22 protein-coding genes are annotated in these 21,374 nt (G+C 37.9%); 12 read left to right on the forward strand and 10 right to left on the reverse strand.

Annotation, left to right across the window (positions count from 1 at the left end; all coding sequences use genetic code 11):
• Positions 1-19 precede the first annotated feature (19 nt).
• Positions 20-493: a tRNA (cytidine(34)-2'-O)-methyltransferase gene (locus tag MMY79_RS03855; protein WP_002116042.1), complete on the forward strand. Its 474-nt coding sequence runs from the start codon at positions 20-22 to the stop codon at positions 491-493.
• Between the two features lie 59 nt (positions 494-552).
• Here MMY79_RS03855 and MMY79_RS03860 read toward each other — a convergent pair whose 3' ends face one another.
• A complete protein-coding gene (locus MMY79_RS03860; RefSeq protein WP_252612157.1) occupies positions 553-2,142 on the reverse strand; it encodes a PT dipeptide repeat lipoprotein in 1,590 nt (529 codons plus the stop codon).
• 101 nt (positions 2,143-2,243) lie between these two features.
• Between MMY79_RS03860 and MMY79_RS03865 the strand changes: the two genes are divergently transcribed.
• The 3 genes from MMY79_RS03865 (at position 2,244) to MMY79_RS03875 (ending at position 4,978) form a co-directional block, all read left to right on the forward strand.
• Positions 2,244-3,434, forward strand: a complete 1,191-nt coding sequence (locus MMY79_RS03865) for a cupin-like domain-containing protein (protein WP_252612158.1) — start codon at positions 2,244-2,246, stop codon at positions 3,432-3,434.
• A gap of 85 nt (positions 3,435-3,519) precedes the next feature.
• Positions 3,520-4,329: a DUF6502 family protein gene (locus MMY79_RS03870; protein WP_252612159.1), complete on the forward strand. Its 810-nt coding sequence runs from the start codon at positions 3,520-3,522 to the stop codon at positions 4,327-4,329.
• Positions 4,330-4,345: 16 nt separating this feature from the next.
• Positions 4,346-4,978 carry a hypothetical protein gene (locus tag MMY79_RS03875; RefSeq protein ID WP_252613425.1) on the forward strand — a complete coding sequence of 211 codons (633 nt, stop codon included), beginning with the start codon at positions 4,346-4,348 and terminating at the stop codon, positions 4,976-4,978.
• A 73-nt stretch (positions 4,979-5,051) separates the two neighbouring features.
• On the opposite strand, the gene MMY79_RS03880 is transcribed toward MMY79_RS03875, so the two are convergent.
• On the reverse strand, positions 5,052-5,432 hold the full coding sequence (locus tag MMY79_RS03880) for a helix-turn-helix domain-containing protein (protein WP_252612160.1): 381 nt from the start codon (positions 5,430-5,432) through the stop codon (positions 5,052-5,054).
• A gap of 116 nt (positions 5,433-5,548) precedes the next feature.
• Here MMY79_RS03880 and MMY79_RS03885 point away from each other — a divergent pair, with 116 nt between their 5' ends.
• The gene (locus MMY79_RS03885) at positions 5,549-6,109 is read left to right on the forward strand and encodes a flavodoxin family protein (RefSeq protein ID WP_252612162.1); all 561 of its coding nucleotides are present in this window, start codon (positions 5,549-5,551) and stop codon (positions 6,107-6,109) included.
• Between the two features lie 36 nt (positions 6,110-6,145).
• On the opposite strand, the gene MMY79_RS03890 is transcribed toward MMY79_RS03885, so the two are convergent.
• The 6 genes from MMY79_RS03890 to rpoD form a co-directional block, all read right to left on the reverse strand.
• Positions 6,146-7,531 carry an APC family permease gene (locus tag MMY79_RS03890; protein ID WP_252612164.1) on the reverse strand — a complete coding sequence of 462 codons (1,386 nt, stop codon included), beginning with the start codon at positions 7,529-7,531 and terminating at the stop codon, positions 6,146-6,148.
• A 265-nt stretch (positions 7,532-7,796) separates the two neighbouring features.
• The gene (locus MMY79_RS03895) at positions 7,797-8,981 is read right to left on the reverse strand and encodes an iron-containing alcohol dehydrogenase (RefSeq protein ID WP_004789399.1); all 1,185 of its coding nucleotides are present in this window, start codon (positions 8,979-8,981) and stop codon (positions 7,797-7,799) included.
• Position 8,982: 1 nt separating this feature from the next.
• A complete protein-coding gene (locus tag MMY79_RS03900; protein WP_252612166.1) occupies positions 8,983-9,516 on the reverse strand; it encodes a hypothetical protein in 534 nt (177 codons plus the stop codon).
• A gap of 81 nt (positions 9,517-9,597) precedes the next feature.
• Positions 9,598-10,251: a lipoyl(octanoyl) transferase LipB gene (gene lipB / locus MMY79_RS03905; RefSeq protein ID WP_252612168.1), complete on the reverse strand. Its 654-nt coding sequence runs from the start codon at positions 10,249-10,251 to the stop codon at positions 9,598-9,600.
• 204 nt (positions 10,252-10,455) lie between these two features.
• Positions 10,456-10,743, reverse strand: coding sequence for a DUF493 domain-containing protein (locus tag MMY79_RS03910; protein WP_062850024.1), 288 nt, complete (start codon positions 10,741-10,743; stop codon positions 10,456-10,458).
• A 97-nt stretch (positions 10,744-10,840) separates the two neighbouring features.
• On the reverse strand, positions 10,841-12,724 hold the full coding sequence (rpoD, locus tag MMY79_RS03915) for an RNA polymerase sigma factor RpoD (protein WP_252612170.1): 1,884 nt from the start codon (positions 12,722-12,724) through the stop codon (positions 10,841-10,843).
• Positions 12,725-13,082: 358 nt separating this feature from the next.
• Between rpoD and MMY79_RS03920 the strand changes: the two genes are divergently transcribed.
• Together MMY79_RS03920 and MMY79_RS03925 are read left to right on the forward strand one after the other, a co-directional pair.
• Entirely contained in the window at positions 13,083-13,289 is a 207-nt protein-coding gene (locus MMY79_RS03920) for a PA3496 family putative envelope integrity protein (RefSeq protein WP_002116495.1), read from the forward strand.
• A 74-nt stretch (positions 13,290-13,363) separates the two neighbouring features.
• Positions 13,364-13,888, forward strand: coding sequence for a YecA family protein (locus MMY79_RS03925; protein WP_199967695.1), 525 nt, complete (start codon positions 13,364-13,366; stop codon positions 13,886-13,888).
• Positions 13,889-14,184: 296 nt separating this feature from the next.
• Here MMY79_RS03925 and MMY79_RS03930 read toward each other — a convergent pair whose 3' ends face one another.
• Positions 14,185-15,117 carry a rhodanese-related sulfurtransferase gene (locus MMY79_RS03930; RefSeq protein WP_252612172.1) on the reverse strand — a complete coding sequence of 311 codons (933 nt, stop codon included), beginning with the start codon at positions 15,115-15,117 and terminating at the stop codon, positions 14,185-14,187.
• Positions 15,118-15,228: 111 nt separating this feature from the next.
• On the opposite strand from MMY79_RS03930, the gene MMY79_RS03935 reads away from it, so the two are divergent.
• On the forward strand, positions 15,229-15,714 hold the full coding sequence (locus MMY79_RS03935) for a DUF1289 domain-containing protein (RefSeq protein WP_252612174.1): 486 nt from the start codon (positions 15,229-15,231) through the stop codon (positions 15,712-15,714).
• Between the two features lie 80 nt (positions 15,715-15,794).
• Here the strand turns inward: MMY79_RS03935 and gltA are convergent, their stop codons facing one another.
• Positions 15,795-17,069: a citrate synthase gene (gene gltA, locus MMY79_RS03940; protein ID WP_252612176.1), complete on the reverse strand. Its 1,275-nt coding sequence runs from the start codon at positions 17,067-17,069 to the stop codon at positions 15,795-15,797.
• A gap of 942 nt (positions 17,070-18,011) precedes the next feature.
• On the opposite strand from gltA, the gene sdhC reads away from it, so the two are divergent.
• Genes sdhC through MMY79_RS03960 form a run of 4 tightly spaced genes read left to right on the forward strand, consistent with a single transcriptional unit; the run spans position 18,012 to position 21,351 of the window.
• Entirely contained in the window at positions 18,012-18,413 is a 402-nt protein-coding gene (gene sdhC, locus MMY79_RS03945; RefSeq protein ID WP_003655453.1) for a succinate dehydrogenase, cytochrome b556 subunit, read from the forward strand.
• Positions 18,413-18,778, forward strand: coding sequence for a succinate dehydrogenase, hydrophobic membrane anchor protein (sdhD, locus tag MMY79_RS03950; RefSeq protein ID WP_016137039.1), 366 nt, complete (start codon positions 18,413-18,415; stop codon positions 18,776-18,778). Before sdhC ends, sdhD begins: the two co-directional genes overlap by 1 nt.
• Positions 18,779-18,790: 12 nt before the next feature.
• Positions 18,791-20,626 carry a succinate dehydrogenase flavoprotein subunit gene (gene sdhA / locus MMY79_RS03955; protein ID WP_252612178.1) on the forward strand — a complete coding sequence of 612 codons (1,836 nt, stop codon included), beginning with the start codon at positions 18,791-18,793 and terminating at the stop codon, positions 20,624-20,626.
• Between the two features lie 14 nt (positions 20,627-20,640).
• Positions 20,641-21,351: a succinate dehydrogenase iron-sulfur subunit gene (locus MMY79_RS03960; RefSeq protein WP_252612180.1), complete on the forward strand. Its 711-nt coding sequence runs from the start codon at positions 20,641-20,643 to the stop codon at positions 21,349-21,351.
• Positions 21,352-21,374 lie beyond the last annotated feature (23 nt).

Consider the following 21,374-nt stretch of genomic DNA (forward strand, 5'->3'; position numbering starts at 1 on the left):
ATTAAAGTCGAGAAAATTTGTGATTCATGTTGTTCTATACGAGCCTGAAATTCCTGCCAATACAGGCAATATCATTCGTTTATGTGCTAATACGGGCGCACAGTTACATTTAGTCAAACCCCTAGGTTTTGAGTTGGATGATAAAAAACTCAAAAGAGCAGGCCTTGATTATCACGAATGGGCACGTATGCAGATTTGGGACAACATTGAACTGTGTCTTGCAGACTTAAAAGCTAAAGGTGTTGAGCATGTTTTTCCACTCACCACTAAAGGCTCAGCGACTCCACATACAGTCGATTTGAATCGACCTGTGGCTTTACTGATGGGGCCAGAAACACGCGGTTTGCCTGAGCATGTTCGCTTAATGTTTCCGCAAGAACAATGGATCCGTTTGCCGATGGCTGAAAACTCAAGAAGTTTAAATTTATCTAATGCAACGGCTGTGATTGTTTATGAAGCATGGCGTCAGCAGGGTTTTAAAAACTTAGGATAAGTTATCTAATTTTAAGTAAGAATAAGGCCACAATTGTGGCCTTATTTGTTTTAGATATCCTATTTAGGGAAAATTACACCACTTGCTAAATCATAATTTGTTGGTGAGTTGGTATAGACCGATCCAAGTCGAACTGCAAAGAACCAACCTAATTTACCTTGGTCTTGAATTCGATTTTCAACGAGATATGGCTCATCTGTTTCGGATGCAGCATCTTCAATAAATACTTTATATTCAACAGGTCCCGTATTTTCACTATCACGCTCAAATAGATAACCATCAATATTAAAGAAGCCTAGATTATTGTTTGCATCAACCAGTCTATAACCTTCAGCTGCCTGCTCTTTAAGAAGTTTTTCAAGTTTAATTGCATCATCCTTGTTAAACGGAATATGTTGTGGAACTTCAAAATAACGATACGCATAGGTTCCGTTATGTGTACTGCTATTTACGCAAGTAGGTACATAGAAGGTTCCATTCGTTGTGCCATTATTAGTGAATGCTGAGTTTGCATAAATTAGCTTACAACCTTGTGCACCAAGTTCGTTGAAGGCATTTAAAATTGTTGTGCGAGAGGTATTGGTTAAGAATCGATTAGAGTAAGTGTAAGTTGCTGGTTTCTTATCATTTTTCACAAATAGATATTTATCTGTATTAGATGTAACTTCTCCAAATGAAAGTTTATATATATAGCCTAAGCTACCTTGTTTATTTAGCTCATTCACCCATAGTAAATAACGGTTTGCTACCGAGTTGGTTTTAACATCAACTGTTTTATAGGTGTATGTATCAGTGGTTTTATTGTTTTTGACATATAAATTTTTATATAGGGCAAAGCTACTATCAGGATTATTCAAACTTACAGATGGTGTGAGAAGGGCATAGCCTTGGCGTCCTTGATCGTTAAGTTGGGTCAATAGATCTGCCCAAGATTCTTTATTGTCCCCTAGTCTATAACTTGCTGTTGCCAATACTTGGGTTGGCTTTTGCATGCTTGCTGATGGTGTTGTTTTTGTGAAGCAAGTAGTTGTTAAATCAAAGTTTGCTTGCTGTAAATAATTATGTATCGCATTTGGTTCATCCGTAGGGACTAGGCAAAATTGATTTGCATTTTTAAACCCTAGAATAGCTGGCTGTTTCTGAGTTAGCTTTCCTGCTACTACAAGCTGCCAATCTACTTTGTTATAGCTTGAGGTTTGTATTGTCTGAGGTGCTCCAATATTTGAAACCAGACTAAAATCTTCAGCTTGGCGGTAACTTGCAACAATGTTACCTGTACAGTTCGATTCATTCTCATAACGTATTGTTTCACTAGCAAATCGAACGCTGTTATCAGAAACTTTAATGACGTTCATTTTTAGAGCAGAACCGTTAATACAACCTCCTTTGCCCGCTAACCAACTTCCAACAAAGCGATCCGCTACACTTGTTGGTGTTGGTGTTGGTGTTGGTGTTGGTGTTGGTGTTGGTGTTGGTGTTGGTGTTGGTGTTGGTGTTGGTGTTGGTGTTGGTGTTGGTGTTGGTGTTGGTGTTGGTGTTGGTGTTGGTGTTGGTGTTGGTGTCGGTGTCGAATCATTATCGTCAGACCCACACCCACTTAAAGCTATAAAAATCAAAGCAATGCTGCTTCCTTTTACTATGTTATTCATCACATGAACCCTTTTTTTATTAAAAATGTGAAAATTTAACATTTTTAAAATAGATCAATTATAATGCAGTTGTAAAGATCAAATTTGAAAAAAGGTTCAACATGGCAGCTTATAATCAAATTGAAATATTCGAAAAAAGTCAAAAATGGTTTGACCAGTTGCCATTAGAATGGAAAAACTGGCTTGAAGAAAATTTAGAAAAAGGGTGTGGAGTTGAACAATTAGTCGATGTATTAAAAGCAAATGGATTTGAGCCAAGATTTGAAATGAATGATTTGAAATTTCAGACTTTATCGGATCATGATCAAGAGTGGATAATTGAACAAGTTTTAAATAAGGTCACGTCTACGGAAATAGTAAAAATATTAATAGAGCAGGGGCATAATGATTTAAAAGTAAAAGAATATTTAAATAATTTAGAAAATAATCAGTTATATAAAATTTTGAAGAAAAAGCATCATCAACTTAAAAAACGTGAATGGTTAATAGACACTGTAGATCAATTGGCACAGCTAAACTCTGGCTATAGTGAAGAAATTCCTTCAATTACTGCTCCACAGTTCTCTGGCTTTATAAAGGATTACTATAGTCAACATCGCCCTGTGATTTTAAAAGAAGGAATAGAACATTGGCCAGCTTTGCACAAATGGTCTCCGCAATATTTTGCTTCTAAATTTGGCCATCATTCAGTTGAAGTTCAGATGAATAGAAATTTAGATGAACAGTTTGAAAGACATTCTCCATCACTAAAACAGAAAATGAAGATGTCAGAATTTGTATCAAAAGTTATGTCAGTTGATGCCAGTAATGATTTTTATATGACTGCAAATAATGCGACCAACAGCCATCAGATGCTTCAAGAACTATTTTTAGATATTGGTGATTTTGCAGAAGGTTATTGTGACTCGGCTTTAAAAGATGAGCGTAGTTTTTTATGGTTTGGACCTAAAGGAACTTTTACGCCATTACATCATGATTTAACGAATAATATGTTAGTTCAAATTTATGGACGCAAAAAAGTAACTTTAATTCCTGCCTTGCAAGTTCCTCATCTATATAACGATCATTGGGTGTTTAGCGAATTAAGTAATGCAAATAAAATTGATTTTGAAAAATATCCTTTGGCAAGATCAATCACTCCAGTGGAATGTATTTTGAATGCTGGGGAGGCTTTGTTTATCCCCATTGGTTGGTGGCATAGTGTAGAAAGTTTAGATGTCTCAATCAGTATTTCTTTTACCCATTTTAATGCGCCAAATCATTATGTTGATCGGTTTCCAAAAGAGGTCTAAGAATGAAAATTGCATCTTAAACCGTTCAGTGTGACAATTGCTCGGCCCATACTGTTTTTCAAATATGAAGGAAAATTGTTACCCTATGACCACACTCCAAACGAACAATGCAGAACTTAATCAGAAGCAGGTATTAATGTTAATGGAATACCTGACGCAATGGTTAATTCGTTCAGGAGTGGGATATAACGACTTTGTGACTGCTTTGAAACCTGTTTTTTATCAACAGGCTTTAACTGAGCTAGAGCGTATAGAGCAAAAACCAACCGATTCAGCGGTCAGTTTACTTTCAGGGTTACATCGCAAAGATGTGAATGCATTTAAAAAGGCGATGCAGGCTGGGCAGCCTTTAACAGAAGCAAAAGTAGCAGAGCCAGTAAGTGTTCCTGCTCGGGTGATTGGCTTGTGGCTTGCAGAGGGATTGGCAGAAAAAATTCCTTTTATTAGCGAAGATCAGATTAGCTTTGAAAGTTTGGTAAAGAAAGTTTCAACCGAAAAACATCCAAGATCTATTTTGAACGAACTTGAGCGTCTGAACATTGTGAAAGAAGAAGATGACCTTGTGGTGTTGCAGCAGCGTAGTTTTATGCCTGATGTTGAGCAATTCGAGGTTAGAAAATTATTAACGAATAACTTAGAGGCACATTTAGCTGCCGGAGTTCATAATTTATTTCAGCCAGAAAAAGAACCTTATTTAGAACAAGCAATTTTTGCTGATGAATTAACAGATGAATCGATCACTTTACTCAAAGAAGCAAGTTTACGCTTGTGGGAAGATCTATCATTACAAGTACTCAAGTTAGCCATTGAACGTTGTGCACTCGATGAAGGAAAAGAGGGTGCAACTAAAAATTTCCGTTTCGGAGCTTATCAATATGATGAAAACAACTTATAAAAAATTAATAATATCCATGAGTTTCATTTTGATGGGTGGTCTTTTGACTGCTTGCGGAGAGGATTTATTCGCAGGTGGTGCCAGTTTAGGTGGATCGGGAAATCCGACTAAACCCGGTAAACCAGGTGATTATGAAACACCTGCCGATGGTGAGAAAGGTGACTCAAAAGATAATGAAATCTGGTTACCCGCACCTGTTGAAGATGACTGTAATGGCTTGCATCGTAAACTACAGTTCTTAAATAATGTAACGCGTGAACCAATCGAAAAAGAAACAGTTTTTAAATATGCACAGCAGTTAACTCTAAACGGTACTCTGGCTTTGCAGATTACTCAAACTAATAAGGGATTAGAGAAAATACAAGAACGACAACCTGCGTGTTATGTGCCTTTAGAACTCTATTTATTTGGAAATACTAAACGTTCTTATCCAGAAAATGAGTGTAAAGAGACTCAAACTTACGAATATCAGCCTAGTGAAACCAAAACTTTTATTGTCAATTATCCTGCATTTGAAGTCATGAATGGTACTTGGAAATATGGTCTAGAAAGCACTTATTTGAAAAATGAGCAGGAGTTAAAACAATGCGAGCCTTTAACTATTCAATTTAAAATAAGTGTGCCGCCTGAACCGATTAAAATTAATTAAGTTGAGCCGCGCCCTTCCGCTAAGAAAAAAGCCTAATCAATCAAGTTCAATAAAATTTTAAAGGATTTATGGGTTAAGCTTGCTCTAGCACTTTTCCATCATAAGTTATTTGGGCTGCTAAAACTTGCTCAATATTATTTTCAGCCCATTCCTTTAATTGGAACGCCATTGAAGCTACATTTTGCCCTAAAGAAGTAAGTGAGTAATCAACACGAATTGGAGATGTATTTTGGATTTTACGTTCGATGAAACCATCTCTCTCCAACATCTTTAATTTTTGAGATAGAACTTTCGGCGAGATACCTTGAATATTCTTTTTGAGCAAATTGAAGTGCTGAGTTTCTTCTTCAAGAACATTTAAAATTAATAGAACCCATTTATCTGCAATTTTTTCAAAAAATAAACGAGCAGGGCAATGTTGTTGAAAAATATTATATTTTAGACATTCATTCATATCATTTACCTATAATTTTTTGAAAAATTACACTAGTTACCAGTTAGTAACTAATTGACACCTAGTTTCTAAAATATATCATAAAGTGGAATTTAATAAAACAAAGGTTTGCTCCCATGTCTAACTCTAATATCGCGGTTGTATATTTCTCTGGTTATGGCCACACAAAAGTCGTGGCTGAAACATTTGCAAACGAAATTAATGCTCAGCTTATCCAAATTGATCAAGAGGGAAATATTACTGATCAAGATTGGCAGATATTAAATGATGCGAAGGGGATTGTTTTTGGTGCACCTACTTATATGGGTACAGCGCCATGGCAGTTTAAAAAGTTTGCTGATGCAACTTCAAAAGTATGGTTTACACGTGGTTGGCAAGATAAAGTATTTGCAGGTTTTACAAACAGTGCGAGCTTAAATGGGGATAAGCAAGTAACTCTTATTCAACTACAAACTTTAGCATCACAGCATGGTGGCATTTGGGTGAGTCTTGGTTTATTACCAGCAAATACGAAAGATGCTACACGTGAAGATGTAAATAACTTAGGCGGTTCGGTAGGGCTTTTAGTTCAATCGCCTTCGGATGCAAGTGCGGAAGAGGTTCCTACTGGAGACCTTGAAACAGCAAAACTTTATGCACAACGTGTACAAAGCATTGTAAATAAAATTTACGGTTAATTTGATCATAAAAAAGGCGCTTTAAGCGCCTTTTTATTACTCATGCTCGTTATGTTGTGGAGCATTATATTTAAAGCCTTTGGTTTTATAGGCAAGATAACCTACACCAATAACGGCCCAAGCTAAGCCAATTTGTAAGGCAAGCTTATCAATCTCTAACCACATCATAAACACACTGGCAAAACCAAGCGTTGGTATAGCAATATAATTAATGATGTCTTTAAGCGTTTTATTCTTGCCATCTCTTAATGCATAGCGAGAAATTACAGAGAAGTTAACAAAACTAAAAGCAGTTAAAGCACCAAAACTAATCAAGTTAACAATATGTTCAAGATCTAGGAAACCAGCAGATAAAGCAACCACACCAACAATAAGAATGTTGTAAGTTGGGGTGTGCAATTTTGGACTGATATGACCAAATAATTTCTTGTTGATGACGCCATCGCGTCCCATCACATACATTAAACGTGATACACCCGCATGGGCAGAGATACCTGATGCCATTACAGCAACTACAGCAAAATATAAAACCAAAGTTTTAAACAGCAAACTACCAATCGCAGCGACCATCACAGGTTGTGATTCATCTAAAGGATTAAAGTAAGTGTTTGGGTTACTTGGGAAATATAATTGGATGAAGTAAGTACTTACAATGAAAATAATACCTGCAAGTAATGCTGTAGAAAAAATAGCTTTTGGTAGCGTTTTTTCTGCATCTTTTGTTTCTTCAGCAAGAGACGATAAAGCATCAAATCCGGTAAAAGAGAAGCAGAGTACAGTCGCGCCAGCAATTAAAGAACTGACAGACGTCATATCGTTCCAAAAAGGAGTTAATGACCACAATGCCGCTTTATCTGGATTTAAAGTTCCATCTGCATATACACTTTGAGTAAGTAAGATATATACTTGATAAACAAAATAAAAAATTACGCCAAGCTGAATAACAACAATCGTACTGTTAAAACGTGCAACAAACCGTGCACCAAATAAATTAATAACAGTCATGAGCGTTGTTAAACCAATCACCCATAACCAGTTATTTACTTCTGGAAAAAGAGCTCTTAGATAAATATCTGCCAAGATAATATTAACAAGCGGTGACAGTAGATAGTCTAACCAAGAAGACCAACCCACCATAAAGCCAACATTAGGATGAATTGATTTTTGAGCATATGTATAGGCTGACCCAGAAGAAGGGTAGCGCTTAATCATATGTCCATAACTGATCGATGTTAATAAGATTGCGACTAATGCAAAAATGTAGGAAGTTGGTACATGACCGCCACTTCGTTCTGACACTAAACCAAAAGTATCAAATAACGTTAATGGCTGAATGTAAGCTAAACCAATAATAACAATATGCCAAAGTACAAGATTCTTTTGAAGCTTGCCTGTTGGTTTAGTCCCAGATAAATTTGTCAACGGCGTTATCCTCATAATCGTTGATCAAGGATCAGCTTGGTGTTAAGGATCGTTTGAGACGAACGATCCCCCCTACAGAAAAAGATAAAGTGCGCCAATCTATCCTAAATTGATATAAATTGTCAGTACTTTCATCTATTTTTTAGCAAATTTTTTGCCACATATTTCAAATAAAATAATTAATAAAAATACTTAGTTATAAAAAAGGTCTGATTTAATATATAAATCAGACCTTTATAGATTTTTTTGAGTTTAACTTATCGAATTACCAAGCTTTTTCTAAGATGTCTCGGATATCTTTTAAGCTTGCTTCTTTCGGGTTGTAAATAATTGAGCCATCATTTAGTGCTTTTTCTGCAACTTCATCAAGCTGTGCTTCAGTTACTTTACCTGTTTCACGTAGAGTGCGTGGTAGCTTTGTTAAAGTAAATAGGCGATCACGCATTGCCAAAATCGTCGTAATTGCTCTATCTGCACGTTGGGTTGCAGGCGTTTGTGCATAAATATCTGCACCTGCGAGTGGTAATAGCAACTCACCAATTTTCTGACCATTTACTTGTTTATTATATTCAAGCACGTAAGGTAAGAATAAGTTCATGCATAAACCGTGGGGAAGGTGAGCAACAGCACCTAAAGCATGTCCTAAAGAGTGAACTAAGCCGACCATCGAATTAGAAAATGCAATACCCGCCATTGTTGAAGCTTGTGCTAACTCCAAACGGCCTTGAGAGTCATTTGGGTTTTCTAAGACATTAAACAGATTTTCACTAATCTTTTTAATTCCGGCACTTGCATAAGCATCGCTCAATGGGTTGGCAGCCATGCATGTATAGGCTTCAACACAATGTGTTAAGGCATCCATACCTGTCATTGCCGTTAAATGAGGAGGTAATGTAAGCGTCATGCGTGGATCTAAAATCGCTGCATGTGGCATTAAATAATAAGAAGCGAATGCTAACTTAACATTCTTTTGAGTATCTGAAACTACGGCAACCATTGTTACTTCAGAACCAGTGCCTGAAGTTGTCGGAATCACAAAAAATGGTTTTAATGGTTTCGGTAGGTTGTGAGCACCTGCATATTGCAATAAGTCATTTCCACCTTCAGAAACTAAAATGTTAGTTGCCTTAGATGTATCAATAACTGAACCACCACCTACAGCAATAATCGCATCACATTTGTTTGCGCGATAAGCTTCTGCTGCAAGACGAACGACTTCTAAGCTTGAGTCGGGTGGTACATCATCAAAAACATGACCAATGACAGCATCAGTTGTACTAAATGCAGCTTCAATCGGATTTAATAAGCCATTTGCGCGAACACCCTTATCTGTAATGATAAGAGGGCGTTTTGCACCTAAAGTTGCAAGCTCAAACGGAATATGTTCTAGCGCAGCATTACCAGCAATGACTTTTACAGGACAAAAGAATTCGTAATATGGTTTGGCCATGTTATGCGCTCCGCTTGAAATAGGACTTGGCTACTTTTAAGTAAATATTTGCAGCTTCGTTGAATTTTTCTTTTAGGGTGAGTTCGGTTGGGTATTCTTTGACTGCTAATGATGCAACCAATTTAGGTAAAATAAGAGCTTCCATTTTATTTAAGCAGCGTACCAAGCGGATAGCAGCAGATACATCACCATCAGCAATCATCCGGTCATTGGCAAATGCTTGGGCAGTACTTTCTTGAAAAGAAAACACCAAAAAGGCATGAGTGACATGTTTGAATGTAATCGTTAAGTCTGGTTTTCTTTCAGCTCTTTGAAGTAGTTCTAGCTGTTTGTCTTCTGTCACTCGAGCAAAAAAAGCTGGTCCATTTGGGAAAACATTCATTGAAAGTACAAAGTGAACAGGAAATTTAGATACTTCCTCTTGTATTTCAGAGTCCACTTGACTTGCCATGACTAAGCCACGACCAATAACATCCATCATGAGCTTAACGTAGGCAAGTTGCAGAGTCGGCTTTACCGCTTTTGTCGAAATCACTCGCGTATCCCTTGTTAAAATTATGCTAAAGCAAATTTAGAGTAATTACTCTAATCCATTTTTATTTCATCGCAAAGCGATTTATTCATATTTGACTTTAGGGTCATTAAAGTACCCCGTACTATTAATATACTCAATAAAGTCCTGACAAAGTTGACCAAATGATGGATAAGGAGTCACTAAATCTTGTATACGTACCATTTCTAAGCCTGCATAGCCGCAAGGATTGATGGTCTGGAATCCATCTAAAGCACAGTCCAGATTGAGTGCTAACCCATGATAACTACGACCACGACGAATTTTAAAACCTAAGGAACCAATCTTACGACCATCTACATATACTCCGGGTGCATCGGGCTTGGCATAAGCTTCAATTCCATATTTTTTTAAAACATCTATCATAAATTGTTCAGCAAAACTGACCAAAGTACGCACGTTCCATTTTAGCCGATTAAGATCAAACATGAAGTAAGCAACCAGTTGACCTGGTCCATGCCAAGTCACTTGTCCACCACGGTCGGTTTGTACAACCGGAATGTCTGATGAAATTAAAATGTGCTCTGGTTTGCCAGCTTGGCCTTGTGTTAAGACATTATGATGTTGAAGTAGCCATAACTCATCAGGCGTATCTTGATCACGCTCGTTTGTTAAGAGTCTCATGGTTTCAAACTTGCTTTGATAATCTTGTAAATCGTTCCATTGGCGAATGATCAAGTTGGGTTTATCAAGGCTCATCACAATATATTCCTATAAGTTGGTTTATGTGGCACCCAGTTAATATCTGCAAGATAGAAGCCGAAAACCCTGTAATTTTAAAGGATTTTATAATAGTAGTTCTAAATATTTGTATTGTTTTTTCATTGTTGAATGGCTTAAAAATTTCCAAAAAAATACCACAGTAAGAATGTCTAACTGTGGTATTGATTGAAGAACTTAAAATTAAAGCGCAGTTCGGATCTGCGGACAAGCAGCCAAGTCAGCATAAAGTGCATGAACTTGTTCTAATTCTTCAAAGCGCAATTGTGCTGTTAAAGAATGATACTTGCCGGTGCGAGATTCTTGAACTTTTAGTGTTGAGTGGTCGAATTCTGGAAAATGTTTTACCAAAATATCAACTACAGCAACACGTAATTCTTCACCCGCATCGCCAATAAGTTTAATTGGATAATCCATCGGAAATACCCAAAGATGTTCTTGTAGTTCGCGAGATGGAGTGCGGTCTAACATAAGTTACCTCATGATTTGAAACGCCTGCATCATCGCAGGCGTTTATAGCTCTTTCTATTAAATGGGGCTTGGTTTTGAAATTTCAAGCCTTCAAAACTTAGTCATTTTCCAAGAAAGAACGTAAGTGTTCAGAGCGAGAAGGGTGGCGTAATTTACGCAATGCTTTTGCTTCAATCTGACGAATACGTTCACGTGTTACGTCAAACTGCTTGCCCACTTCTTCTAGCGTATGATCGGTTGGCATATCAATACCAAAACGCATCTTCAATACTTTTGCTTCACGTTCAGTTAAGTTTTCAAGAACTTCGCGTGTTGCTTCTTTTAAGCCTTCTGAAGTCGCAGCATCAATTGGAGAAGTGATGTTTTGATCTTCAATGAAATCACCAAGATGCGAATCTTCATCATCACCAATAGGTGTTTCCATTGAAATCGGTTCTTTGGCAATTTTAAGTACTTTACGAACCTTAACTTCGTCCATTTCTAAACGTTCACCTAATTCTTCAGGTGTCGGTTCGCGGCCCATTTCTTGTAACAATTGACGAGATACACGGTTGATCTTGTTAATCGTTTCAATCATATGTACAGGAATACGAATTGTACGAGCCTGATCGGCAATCGAACGGGTAATCGCCTGACGAATCCACCAAGTTGCATAAGTCGAGAATTTATAACCACGACGATATTCAAACTTGTCTACAGCTTTCATCAAACCAATGTTCCCTTCTTGAATCAAGTCAAGGAACTGTAAACCACGGTTGGTATATTTCTTCGCAATCGAAATTACCAAACGAAGGTTGGCTTCTACCATTTCTTTCTTAGCGCGGCGTGCTTTCGCTTCGCCAATCGCCATACGCTTAGAAATATCTTTAATTTCAGCAACGCTTAAACTAAGTTCTTTCTCAATATCTGCAATCTTTTGCTGGAATGCTAAAACATCTGGACGAACTTTTTCTAAATGTGCCTTGATTTCAGCAGGAGCTTTAGCAATTTGTTCATCTAACCAAGCTGGATTAGATTCTTGCTTAGGGAAAGATGTACGGAATTGAGTACGATCCATACGGCCACGACGTACTGCATAACGCATAATTTCACGTTCGTTGGCACGAATTTGCTCATGTGTACCACGAATCATTTCAGAAATGATGTCGAATAAACGTGGTGTAAATTTAAACATCATGAACACAGTAGCTAAAGATTCTAAAGCTTCATCTGCTTCTGGGCTATTGCGGCCATGTTTTGCAATAATAGCTTTTGTTTTAGTCCATGCAGCTTCAAGTTCATTAAAACGAACTTTTGCAACTTCAGGGTCTGGGCCAGATTCACCTTCAGAGTCGTCATCGCTTTCTGACTCTTCATCTTCTTCATCGTCGTCAAGCTTAACTTCTTTTGCTGGTGTAGCTGGCGCTTCTTCTTCCTCAAGCTCTGTTTCTTCTTCTAGAACTTCAGGAATATCTTCGTCAGTTTCAGGATCAAGATAGCCAGATAAAATATCAGCAAGGCGACGTTCGCCAGTCAAGAAATCATTATATTCTTTTAATACAACTTCAACAGCATTTGGCCAGTACGCAATTGAATTAAGGACATCACGAATCCCTTCTTCAATACGTTTTGCAATGCTGATTTCACCTTCACGGGTTAACAGTTCAACTGTACCCATTTCACGCATGTACATACGTACAGGGTCTGTCGTACGTCCAGGCTCATTTTCAACCGATGCAAGTACGGCAGCAGCTTCTTCTTCAGCAACTTCATCGGCTGTGTCAGTTGACTCACCGAACATGGTATCGTCAGATTCAGGTGCACGCTCGTGTACAGGAATACCAACGTCTTGAAGCATTTGAATAATGTCTTCAATCTGTTCGCTTTCAGTAATCGAGTCCGGCAGATGATCGTTAACCTCAGCGTAAGTTAAGTAACCTTGTTCTTTGCCTCGGCTAATCAGAGCCGCTACTTGAGAAGTAGGGGAATGCATATCGCTCATCTTTGCTTACTCTTCGTTGAATCTGTGGCAGTGAAAAACCGTGCATGATAGCACAATTTGCTTGAAATGTTTTGGGTTTGATCGGCAACCGTTAAATAAAAAATATCTTTGAATTCACGTCTGTTTTTTGAATATTGGGCTAAAATCATTTTTTTCAAGCTTAAATCATCGAAAAGATCATAGAATTTTTTCTTGATCAAAAAAATAGTTGAGTTTTATAAATACACAATTTTTCGGGTGAAAAAAAGTACAAATATGCAGTTTAATGAAAAAAATATAAATAAAACTTGACATGATTCTGTAAGCGAGATAAATAGCGCCTAGACCCATTCACATTTTTTCATTAGAGGTAGTTTTAGTGTCTTCTACAGATTTTGAACTAGATGATAACTACGGTGATGATGATGATGTCGGTTTTGATGAGTCATCAGGCAAAATCACTGCAAAAGAATCATTAGAAAAACGTAGATTAATCGATGATCTATTAGCTCAACGTCGTTTAGAACGTGAGTTGAAAGATTTTGATTATGATTTAGACGATGATGATCTTGATGATGAAGACTAATCAAATCTGAATAGGGCATCGTCAGCTTAAATGCTATGCTATCGTAGATTTCTTTTTTATAGTCAGGTAACACAATGAGTGCGTTAGATTTAGACCAATTAAGTGAATATCTAGATGGAGACCACAATGAGTATGGTCTAGATTTCGCTGCAACTCATGGTTTTCTGTGTGCAATTGCAGTAGGCCCTCAGTTTGACCGTTGGTTAGATGAGCTGTTTGATAATAACCATAAGAAGGTTCCTGCTGAAATTATTCAGCAAATCAAGGCGTGGTTAGAGTCAATTCGACAAGATTTAGCAAATGAGAATGGAATTGCATTTCCATTTGAAGTTGAAGAAGCTGATGTTGAATCTAGCTTGGGCGACTGGAGTGTGGGATTTGTTGATGCAATGTTCTTAAATGAAGAGGCGTGGTTTGCCCCTGAACATGAAGAACAATTAATTGATTTAACTTTACCAATGATGGTATTTAGTGGAATTGATGAAGAAGATCCGCAGATGGAATCTTTCCGTCGCAATGGACAGTTAATGGATGAGCTGGCAGAAGAAATTCCAGATAATTTGAATGAATTATACTTGATGTATCATACGCCAAATTAATTTATTAGAAGAAATAATAAATAACGTCCTTTCTAGGGCGTTTTTTATGCTTTGGTTTTTCTAATTGATTAAAGAATTAAGCAGTATTTTTTAAGCTTTTGGTCTTTAATTTAGAATTTTAATCAGAATGTTGAACAAGTTGTTTTTTATAATTTGATGGAGCTTGGTGTTAAAATTTTAAAACTAGCCTTCAGTGAATGAATTGGTTTGGAAAGGTTACATAGTCAAAATATTTTTATTATTTAGTATTTCTATAGAAAAGGCATTTAGAAAACTAAATGCCTTTCAATTAAAAATTATAAACGTTTACGTTTTGCAGCTGCAATTTGTGACTGGCGCATACGGAAACCAGCTTTTTGTTTTTCAGTTGTCTTATCGATGCAATATACGCAAGAAACACCATGCTCATAACTTGTTAGAGCAGACTCTTCTGGTGTTAATGGCCAACCACAAGCGTGACATTTAATATTTACGCCTTCTTCAACACCATGAGTTACAGCAGTACGTCCGTCAAATACGAAACATTCGCCTTCCCATAAGCTTTCATCAGCAGGGGTTTCTTCTAAATATTTAAGAATACCGCCCTTAAGGTGGTAAACCTCTGTAAATCCTTCTTGAAGAAGTAAAGAGGTTGATTTCTCACAGCGAATACCGCCTGTACAGAACATCGCAATTTTTTTATCTTTATGTTGCTCTAGCTCTTTTTTAACATATTCTGGAAACTCGCGGAATGTCTCAGTTTTAGGGTCGACTGCACCTTTGAAAGTACCTGCCTTATATTCATAATCATTACGTGTATCGATTAAAATTACATCATCACGTGCAATTAAATCATTCCACTCTTTTGGATTAAGGTAGTGGCCCACTAAGTCACGGGGTTTAACTTCAACACCTAAAGTCACAATTTCTTCTTTAAGTTTAATTTTCATTTTACGGAAAGGTTTGTCAGAGCTATGGGATTCTTTGTATTCCATAGAGGCAAAGCCTTCATTGAGCAAAAATTGATAGAGACTATCAATTGCTACACGATCGCCCGCAACAGTACCATTAATTCCTTCACCTGCTACAATCAGAGTTCCACAAAGGTTAATTGTTTTCACTAAGTCTAATAGACGTTGCTGAAGATCTGTAGGATCTTGAACTTCTTTAAATTGATATAGTGCTGCAACAACCCAACCTGCGGTCGCTTGCTGTTCTACAGGTGCAAGCTGTTCTACAGTAGCGTTCATGGAAAACTCCAAATGTATTAAGATATAAATTTAAGGCGCATATTTTAGCGCGAAAATGTGTAATAAGCGAGAAAACCATAAAAAGTATATGGTTTATTTAAGGAGTTTGTTTTGAGTAATGATCATCGAATGCTCTCTCTCACCCCATGTGCAGGGCGTTGTTCAACAGTTTTTGGTGATCAAGTTTGCCGTGGTTGTCGCCGTTTTAACCATGAAGTGATTCAATGGAATACTTATACAGCAGAGCAGCGTTTGGCTGTATGGAAGCGTTTAGATGATCAACTGAATCAAATTTTAGTACCGATGTTACCTCATGCGAACTTGCAGCATGTAGAGGGATTTATTTTAGGTAAACGTGTTCGATTGATGGATGGAGCAAGCAAAGGCCGCAAACTTTATCATGCTTTAAAAATATGTGAGAAAAATAAGCATCTGGCAACAGAAAGTGGTTTGGGTATTTCAGAGCCTCAAGTCAAAACAATATGGGTTGAATTTGAAAGGCGTGTTTTGGCTTTGGCTAAAGCGAGTTATGAGTTAGCTTGGTTGAGGGCTAATGGAATTAGTCATCATTTATTAAGTGTCTTTGACGAAGAATAAGTTTGTAGATTGAATGGAATATATCTCAATAAAAAAGCTGCCATAAGGCAGCTTTTTTATTATTAATTTTCTTTCGAATATTAACGTTTGATATCGCGCTGAGTCGGGCCAGTATAAAGCTGACGAGGACGGCCGATTTTGTATGGTGCGCTATGCATTTCTAACCAGTGGCTGATCCAGCCTACTGTACGTGCAAGAGCAAAGATTACCGTAAACATTTCTGTTGGGATACCAATCGCTTTAAGGATGATACCTGAGTAGAAGTCTACGTTAGGGTAAAGTTTGCGTTCAACAAAGTACGGGTCGTTCAATGCAATGCGTTCAAGTTCCATAGCAAGAGCTAATTGAGGATCATCGATATTTAATGCTTCAAGAACTTCGTCACAAGTTTGTTTCATGACTTTAGCACGTGGATCGAAGTTTTTGTAAACGCGGTGACCGAAGCCCATGAGTTTAACTTCTTTACGTTTTACTTTTTCCATGAACTCAGCAACGTTTTCTACGCTACCAATTTCATCAAGCATTTTAAGCACAGCTTCGTTAGCACCACCGTGAGCAGGTCCCCAAAGCGCAGAAATACCTGAAGAGATACATGCGTATGGGTTTGCACCAGTAGAACCAGCAAGGCGTACTGTAGACGTAGAAGCATTTTGTTCGTGATCAGCATGAAGCGTGAAAATGCGATCCATTGCGCGAGCAAGGACAGGATTTACTTTGTAATCACGGTCAGCAGGGGTAGCAAACATCATGTGTAAGAAGTTTTCCGCGTAATTTAAGTCGTTACGTGGATAGATGAATGGTTGACCTACTGTGTATTTGTAACTCCAAGCAGCAAGTGTTGGAATTTTTGCAATTAGACGAATTGCAGTGATTTCACGGTGATTGATGTCTTCAATGTCAAGGTTGTTGTGATAGAACGCAGATAATGCACCAACAACACCAACCATGATTGCCATAGGGTGAGCATCACGACGGAAACCATTGAAGAAACGGCTAACTTGGTCATGAACCATCGTATGAGCACGAACTTTGGCATCAAATTCTGTTTTTTGTTCAGCAGTTGGGAGCTCGCCATTTAATAATAAATAACAAGTTTCAAGATAGTCTGCTTGAGTTGCTAACTGATCAATTGGGTAACCGCGGTGTAATAAAATACCTTTGTCACCATCAATGAACGTAATTTTAGACTCGCATGCAGCTGTCGCCATAAAACCAGGATCGAAAGTAAAATGACCTTCTTTCAATATGCTGCTGACATCAATTACATCTGGACCTAAAGTGCCACTGTAGATTGGTAAACCAATTTCTTTGCCATCAAGATGTAATACGGCTTTTTTGCCATTTGCTTCAGACATTCAATAGATCTCCTGTCCTGGTGAATGTTGATCTGACCCGAAATCCTAATGTTCTCATGTGCGAATCAGACGGTGTCAAAATTTGCTATAAGATTAGTGAGTACTGAAATTTTGTCAATTATACTTATGGATAAAAAATGACGATCTCACAGAGAGTTAGTCATCAAGACCCGAGCAAAAAAGTCAGTAAAATCACTGCATCGGGATGGTATAATAAGTCAATTCAACAAGAACGTGCAGAAAAAAAATGAAGTATCAGTCCAATTGTAAGCAAATTTTAAAATTAAGATTAAAAATGATAAGCAGGTAGAAAATGCCAATCCAATTAAAAAAATCATAAAACTCATGGTGTAATTTCAAATTGCTAATCAAAAAAAACTCTATTTTTATTTAGTTGTAACAAAGAGTGTTGGTGTTTTTTTAAGTTTAATTGTATAAAAAATAGCTAATTGAACTGCCCTAAAATAATAAAAACTCCTATTTTTAGTGGAAATTGCTCTCCTAAATGTATTTTAGATTGACTGATTTGGGGTGAATGTAAGTGCGTTTACTTAATTGAATTGTGGCTTTTATTGAAAATATGAGGAGTTACTAACATTTTTCTATTTATATGATGAATTTATAACTTTATCTTTAGTCTAAAACTTACTTATTTAAAAGAAATTTGAGAAAAAATGAAATTAAATAAAAAGTTATTTTAAACAACAACATGATGGAACTATGTATATCTTTTTAATGGGGTTAATAGGGTGATATCATTGTGAATGATTCTTATTTAATTGTTTTTTACTTAAATGGGAAAGTGGATTGTTTGTATTTTGATACTTCGCGTTTTATAATTCAGTGTCGTTTATAGGTTAGGCATGAGCTGTGCTTGCCTAACAATGCCAGCTTTCCTTGGAATTAATTCAACAAACTCCGGTCGGAGTTTCTACCTACAGGATGCCCGCTGTGAAAAGCAACAGACCTGTCAATTTGTCCATGGGTCAGGTGTTAGCGGTAAATTTACGCTCACCCGTGGCTATTGCATCAATTTTACACCGTTTATCAGGTGTCATCGTTTTCTTATTAGTACCAGTTCTATTATGGATTTTAGATAAATCATTATCTTCACCAGAAGGATTTGACTACGTTAAAAATGTCGTGTTTGGAAATATCCTTGTACGTTTTATCGTTTGGGTATTTGTAGCCGGCTTGTTATTCCACTTTATTGCTGGAGTAAAGCACTTACTTGCAGATTTAGGTTTTGCTGAAGAACTGCAAAGTGGTCGTATTGCAGCGACAATTTCATTGATCTTATCTGTGGTAGCCATTATCGCAGCCTTTGTATGGATTATGTTCTAATGAAAAGTGCTACAGGTTTAACTGGTTCAGGTTCTCGCGATTGGTATATCCAGCGTGTAAGTGCGGTTGTATTAGCGGCCTATACTGTTGTTCTTTTGGGTTGGATTCTCTGCAAAGGCGGATTTGACTATCAACAATGGGCTGGGTTCATGATGACATTACCAATGAAGATTTTTTCTTTATTGGCAATTTTATCGCTTATCGCACACGCATGGATTGGTATGTGGCAAGTTTTTACTGACTATGTCACTACTCGTCAAATGGGTCCTTCAGCGAAAGGTTTACGCCTTGTACTGACGACGGCTGTCATTATTGCAGTGTTTGTGTACGCAATCTGGGGCATCCAGATTTTCTGGGCGAATTGATAGGAAGACATCATGGGCGCGATAACCCCTAAAGAAGATTATTCAAATATTCAAAACCTCACTTTCGATGCAGTTATCGTTGGTGGTGGTGGTTCTGGTATGCGTGCATCTTACCAACTTGCTCAAGCAGGTTTGAAGGTTGCAGTACTGACTAAAGTTTTCCCGACACGTTCGCACACTGTAGCTGCTCAAGGTGGTATCGGTGCGTCGTTAGGTAATATGCAAGAAGATAACTGGCATTTCCATTTTTACGATACAGTAAAAGGTTCTGACTGGTTAGGTGACCAAGACGCAATTGAATTTATGTGTCGTGAAGCACCAAAAGTTGTGTATGAACTTGAACACATGGGTATGCCGTTTGACCGTAACGCTGATGGTACAATTTACCAACGTCCGTTCGGTGGTCACTCTGCTAACTATGGCGATAAGCCAGTTCCACGTGCTTGTGCAGCTGCGGACCGTACAGGTCATGCATTATTGCATACTCTTTATCAAAGCAACGTGAAAATGGGTACTCAATTCTTCGTTGAGTGGATCGCTCTTGATTTGATCCGTAACGAAGCTGGTGAGGTTCTTGGTGTAACAGCGATTGACCAAGAAACTGGTAATATTTCAGTATTCCAAGCAAAAGCGACATTATTTGCTACGGGTGGTGCTGGTCGTGTTTACCGTGCATCAACTAATGCTTATATCAATACTGGTGACGGTCTTGGTATGGCTGCTCGTGCTGGTATTCCATTGCAAGATATGGAATTCTGGCAATTCCACCCAACAGGTGTTGCCGGCGCTGGTGTTTTGTTGACAGAAGGTTGTCGTGGTGAAGGTGCAATCCTTCGTAATAAAGACGGCGAACCATTCATGGAACGTTATGCACCGACTTTAAAAGACTTGGCTCCACGTGACTTCGTTTCACGCTCTATGGACCAAGAAATTAAAGAAGGTCGTGGTTGTGGTCCAAAAGGTGATTATATCTTACTTGATATGACTCACTTGGGTGCTGATACAATCATGAAGCGTTTACCATCTGTATTTGAGATTGGTAAAAAATTCGCGAACGTCGACATTACAAAAGAAGCGATTCCTGTAGTACCAACAATCCATTATCAAATGGGTGGTATTCCTACGAATATGCATGGTCAGGTATGTTTACCTGAAGTGGGTACAGATAACTACACTAAACCTGTAAAAGGTTTCTATGCAATTGGCGAATGTTCTTGTGTATCAGTACATGGTGCAAACCGTTTAGGTACTAACTCACTTCTTGACTTGGTTGTATTTGGTAAAGCTGCTGGTGAGCACATTATCGATTACGTAACTAAGCATCACGGTGATGAATATGCACCTCTTCCAACAGATGTATTAGGGCAAACACTGGCTCGCGTACGTAAGTTGGATGACTCAACTTCGGGTGAAAATGCTCAAGAAGTTGCTGATGCAATTCGTGATATCGTTCAAGATCACGCTGGTGTATTCCGTACTCAAGCATTGCTTGATAAGGGTGTTAAAGAGATTCTTGCTCTTGAGCCACGTGTGCGTAATATCCACTTGAAAGATAAATCTAGAGTATTTAACACTGCACGTGTTGAAGCGCTTGAAGTTGAAAACTTGTATGAAGTTGCAAAAGCAACTCTGATTTCAGCTGCTGCGCGTAAAGAGTGTCGTGGTGCGCATACTGTAGTTGACTATGAATTACCAGCTGATCACCCAACTTATTCATACGGTCGCCGTGATGATGAGTGGATGAAACACACGTTATGGTATTCATCAGATAACCGTTTGGAATATAAGCCAGTGCGCTTCAAACCGTTGACTGTTGATGCAATTCCGCCAGCACCACGTACATTCTAATCGGGAGTATAAAGATGAGTAGAGGTACTCGTACATTCGAAATCTACCGCTATGATCCTGATAAGGATAAAGCGCCGTACATGCAAACTTTCAAGCTTGAATTGACTGATAAGCACCGTATGTTGCTTGATGCATTGCTTGCATTGAAAGTTCAAGACGAAACGTTAACATTCCGTCGCTCTTGCCGTGAAGGTATTTGTGGTTCAGATGGTGTGAATATCAATGGTAAAAATGGTTTGGCTTGTTTAGAAAACCTGAACGATTTACCAGAGAAAATCGTAATTCGTCCATTACCTGGTTTGCCGGTAGTTAAAGATTTGGTTGTTGATATGAACCAATTCTATGATCAATATGACAAGATTCAGCCGTTCTTGATCAATAACCAGCCAGCTCCACCTAAAGAGCGTTTACAAACTCCAGAAGAGCGTGAACACTTAAATGGTTTGTATGAATGTATTCTTTGTGCATGTTGTTCAACTTCATGTCCATCATTCTGGTGGAACCCTGACAAGTTCTTGGGTCCTTCAGCATTGTTGAATGCATACCGTTTTATTATTGATTCTCGTGATACTGCTACTGCAGACCGTTTGTCTCGTCTTGACGATCCATTCAGTTTGTTCCGTTGTAAAGGTATCATGAACTGTGTGTCAGTATGTCCTAAAGGTCTAAACCCTACAAAAGCAATCGGTCATATCCGTAGCATGCTATTAGATCAAGCGGGTTAATTCTGCACAAATAGAGAACGCAC

This window comes from Acinetobacter sp. XS-4 (assembly GCF_023920705.1).
Classification (GTDB): domain Bacteria; phylum Pseudomonadota; class Gammaproteobacteria; order Pseudomonadales; family Moraxellaceae; genus Acinetobacter.

Coding starts and splice junctions, on each gene's coding strand:
- MMY79_RS03860 (WP_252612157.1), bottom strand. CDS start 2,142: ATGAATAACATAGTAAAAGGAAGCAGCATTGCTTTGATTTTTATAGCT.
- MMY79_RS03865 (WP_252612158.1), top strand. CDS start 2,244: ATGGCAGCTTATAATCAAATTGAAATATTCGAAAAAAGTCAAAAATGG.
- MMY79_RS03870 (WP_252612159.1), top strand. CDS start 3,520: ATGACCACACTCCAAACGAACAATGCAGAACTTAATCAGAAGCAGGTA.
- MMY79_RS03875 (WP_252613425.1), top strand. CDS start 4,346: ATGAGTTTCATTTTGATGGGTGGTCTTTTGACTGCTTGCGGAGAGGAT.
- MMY79_RS03880 (WP_252612160.1), bottom strand. CDS start 5,432: ATGAATGAATGTCTAAAATATAATATTTTTCAACAACATTGCCCTGCT.
- MMY79_RS03885 (WP_252612162.1), top strand. CDS start 5,549: ATGTCTAACTCTAATATCGCGGTTGTATATTTCTCTGGTTATGGCCAC.
- MMY79_RS03895 (WP_004789399.1), bottom strand. CDS start 8,981: ATGGCCAAACCATATTACGAATTCTTTTGTCCTGTAAAAGTCATTGCT.
- lipB (WP_252612168.1), bottom strand. CDS start 10,251: ATGAGCCTTGATAAACCCAACTTGATCATTCGCCAATGGAACGATTTA.
- MMY79_RS03910 (WP_062850024.1), bottom strand. CDS start 10,743: ATGTTAGACCGCACTCCATCTCGCGAACTACAAGAACATCTTTGGGTA.
- rpoD (WP_252612170.1), bottom strand. CDS start 12,724: ATGAGCGATATGCATTCCCCTACTTCTCAAGTAGCGGCTCTGATTAGC.
- MMY79_RS03925 (WP_199967695.1), top strand. CDS start 13,364: ATGAGTGCGTTAGATTTAGACCAATTAAGTGAATATCTAGATGGAGAC.
- MMY79_RS03930 (WP_252612172.1), bottom strand. CDS start 15,117: ATGAACGCTACTGTAGAACAGCTTGCACCTGTAGAACAGCAAGCGACC.
- gltA (WP_252612176.1), bottom strand. CDS start 17,069: ATGTCTGAAGCAAATGGCAAAAAAGCCGTATTACATCTTGATGGCAAA.
- sdhC (WP_003655453.1), top strand. CDS start 18,012: ATGCCCGCTGTGAAAAGCAACAGACCTGTCAATTTGTCCATGGGTCAG.
- sdhD (WP_016137039.1), top strand. CDS start 18,413: ATGAAAAGTGCTACAGGTTTAACTGGTTCAGGTTCTCGCGATTGGTAT.
- sdhA (WP_252612178.1), top strand. CDS start 18,791: ATGGGCGCGATAACCCCTAAAGAAGATTATTCAAATATTCAAAACCTC.
- MMY79_RS03960 (WP_252612180.1), top strand. CDS start 20,641: ATGAGTAGAGGTACTCGTACATTCGAAATCTACCGCTATGATCCTGAT.